The following is a 2,856-nucleotide window of genomic DNA, read 5'->3' on the forward strand; positions in this document are numbered from 1 at the left end:
GTAACTGATATAAATTGTAACATATGGGTTCAACAAAACAATAGCGGCTGATACTATTAGGTTCATAGTGACAGTCGCTATTGTTGTATATAAAGGTTTAATACCTGTAGTTGGCCGAATACTTACGATTTTGTCGCTATAGACTTTGAAACCATGACACCGGAGCTGACTAGTGCATGCGCCATAGGGCTTGTAAGAGTCCACAATGGGGTTATCAGCCAGAAATTCTACTCACTTATCAAACCGATACCTGACTCCAGAACCGAACGCAACACTCATGTACACGGACTGACAGATGAGATGGTAGCCGATGCTCCCTTCTTTTCCGAATTGTTCCCGTTACTAAAATCATTCATTGAAGATCTTCCGATTGTATGTCATAACAGTTCCACAGATATCAATGTCTTTAGAAGTTGCATGGAATACTATAATCTGATTGGAATTGACCTAGCACACTATGTTGATACACTAGAACTGTATGGAAAAGGGCTGAAAGCTTGCTGTGAAGAAAACGGTATCCAGCTTGTCAACCATCATGATGCACTGGCCGATGCGGAAGCTTGTGCAAAACTCTACCTTTGCTATCAGGGACATTTGGCGAAAGACCTAGCTCACTACGATCTGAAGGAAGTGATGGCAAATAAGGAAGCTCGCAAGTACGACCATGACACTCTGATGCCTTTGTCCGAGGAAGACGTAGAAAACAAGAATACGATTTTCTTCCAAAAGAAAGTGGTGATTACAGGTGTCTTTTGTGCCTACCCCGACCGTGATGAGCTCGGTTCTATCCTGAAATCATTCGGTGCAGACATAAATACGACAATATCAGGCAAAACCAATATTGTCATTGTAGGAGAAGGAGCTGGGCCGTCTAAACTCAAGAAGATTGAAGAACTCAATGCAAAAGGGAAGAATATCCGGCTCATTTACGAGAAAGAATTATGTGAAATTATGAATGAACTAAATAAAAACTGAATATGGCAGCAAAAAAAGAAAGTGTGAACCTAACCTATGATGCTTTATGGTTCAAAATTTTTATGGATAGTTATGATATCAAATATTATGGACGTGAAATTTTTATATCCTCAGGTTTGTCTGGTAGACAGGATATTTTTATGCAGATGTTAGGAAACATTGGCGGATATGCACGTATGAATGATTTCAATAAGGATATTGATGTCGTTATTGTTTCTAATTATTTGATGGATAAATTCAAGAGTGGGGAGAAGGATGAATTCTTTCAGATACTGGAGGATGCCATCAATGCAAGTAATACTCCATATCGCAAGTTGAAGTTTACAACCGAGAATCTTTTGTTGGATTATTTAAAGGATCGTGCCAATGGACGGATTCGGCAGAATCAAAAAGACTTGAAAGATAAAGAAAATTCAGATGATTTAAACGAACGTATTCAGGATTCGATTGTTAAAGATGAGTTAATGCTTGAGATGATTAAGAAGTATAAAGATTCCACAAAAGAACCCCAACAGCAGAATTTATTTTAACCTATGACTAAAGTAACTAAAGAAGAAAAGCCTCAAAAAACATGCTTTGTCATAATGCCTATTAGTGATGTAGACGGTTATGAGAAGGGACATTTTGGCCGGGTATATGAATACCTAATAAAACCGGCATGTGAAGCGGCCGGATATAAAGTAGACCGAGCTGACGACACCTCTAAAACCAATATGATTATAGTGGATATTTTGCAAAAAGCGGTGAAATACGATATGGCTATATGCGATATCAGCTCTCGTAATGCGAATGTATTCTATGAGTTAGGTTTTAGGCAGGCTTTCAATATGAAAACGGTATTGATAAAGGATAAAAAAACGGTTATGCCTTTTGATATATCGAGTATTAGGACTTTATCATATAGTGAGACCCTCAGAATTGATGAAGTGGAAAAAGGACGTGCTGAAATAAAGAAGGCATTGGAAGAGACTGAAAAGGCTGATTCAGATAATGTTAATTCATTAATTAGCTTATTAGCGATAAATAAGGCTGAAATGCCTAAACAACAAAATTTGTCAGTAGATACTAGTATAATATTAAATGCAATAAATGATTTAAAAAATAAAGAGAATAAAAAAGTTAATGAAATTTACAATGTCAATAATCAACTTATAAGATTAGGAGATGATGTCACGTTTAGCGATGATGATATCTTTTGGGAAACAGCAAAATTAGTAGGTATGGATCAGAGAATGTATATTTTAGAATCAGATGATGAAAATATTATTTTTATAGATAAGGATAGTAGGAAGGGGCGTTCCTTAAGTCTGCTTCCTTTTTGAATTTGGAATTATAGCGGAAACCTCAAAAAGTTTCCGCTTTTTCTTTTGCCATTCCAAAATAAATCCTCATATTTGTGATGTCCTACATTTTGAGAAAGGCGAGATGGCTCGCCAAATAACTTTGCTGCGGGCATTTTTTATGTCCATAGCTCTAGCTATATAACTTATGGTTCCGACCCCCGTGTGGAGCGTTAATGCGCCCACTGCCTTTCTCAAGGTGTAGGACAACGGGAAAGCGGAACCTTTCTTGTTTCCTTTCCCGTAATTTTAATTACATATTGTTTCATTTTAAAATGTCCTACAAAAATGAAAAATCAAATTGCATTGCCCGCAAGCCAGGCAAAAGAAAGCCGTATTTCTTTATGGCTGAACCGTGAGAATTGTATCTTTTCCGCTCTTATGGAAGAGAGAGTATCAAACCGTCAGGCTGTACTTGTTTCTCAAGTACTTGCTTCCTTCAGCATTCTTAGCTGTTCCTTTTTTATTCATTGGCTGGCTGCCGTTGCTTGCCTGTGCTGGTTTATCTGTTCCGTTTTGCTTTGCAAGAAAGGAGGTTTAC

At 37.4% G+C, this 2,856-nt stretch carries 4 protein-coding genes; all 4 read left to right on the forward strand.

Annotated features, from left to right (window positions below; genetic code table 11):
* Nucleotides 1-138: 138 nt before the first annotated feature.
* Entirely contained in the window at nucleotides 139-975 is an 837-nt protein-coding gene (locus tag BQ7489_RS17135) for an exonuclease domain-containing protein (protein ID WP_262483208.1), read from the forward strand.
* Nucleotides 976-977: 2 nt separating this feature from the next.
* On the forward strand, nucleotides 978-1,505 hold the full coding sequence (locus BQ7489_RS17140; RefSeq protein WP_072532376.1) for a hypothetical protein: 528 nt from the start codon (nucleotides 978-980) through the stop codon (nucleotides 1,503-1,505).
* 3 nt (nucleotides 1,506-1,508) lie between these two features.
* On the forward strand, nucleotides 1,509-2,297 hold the full coding sequence (locus BQ7489_RS17145; protein WP_072532377.1) for a hypothetical protein: 789 nt from the start codon (nucleotides 1,509-1,511) through the stop codon (nucleotides 2,295-2,297).
* 306 nt (nucleotides 2,298-2,603) lie between these two features.
* On the forward strand, nucleotides 2,604-2,856 hold a 253-nt coding region (locus BQ7489_RS17615; RefSeq protein WP_162617838.1), incomplete at its 3' end, for a hypothetical protein.

Source organism: Bacteroides ilei (assembly GCF_900128495.1).
GTDB classification, from domain to species: domain Bacteria; phylum Bacteroidota; class Bacteroidia; order Bacteroidales; family Bacteroidaceae; genus Phocaeicola; species Phocaeicola ilei.

Coding starts and splice junctions, on each gene's coding strand:
- BQ7489_RS17140 (WP_072532376.1), top strand. CDS start 978: ATGGCAGCAAAAAAAGAAAGTGTGAACCTAACCTATGATGCTTTATGG.
- BQ7489_RS17145 (WP_072532377.1), top strand. CDS start 1,509: ATGACTAAAGTAACTAAAGAAGAAAAGCCTCAAAAAACATGCTTTGTC.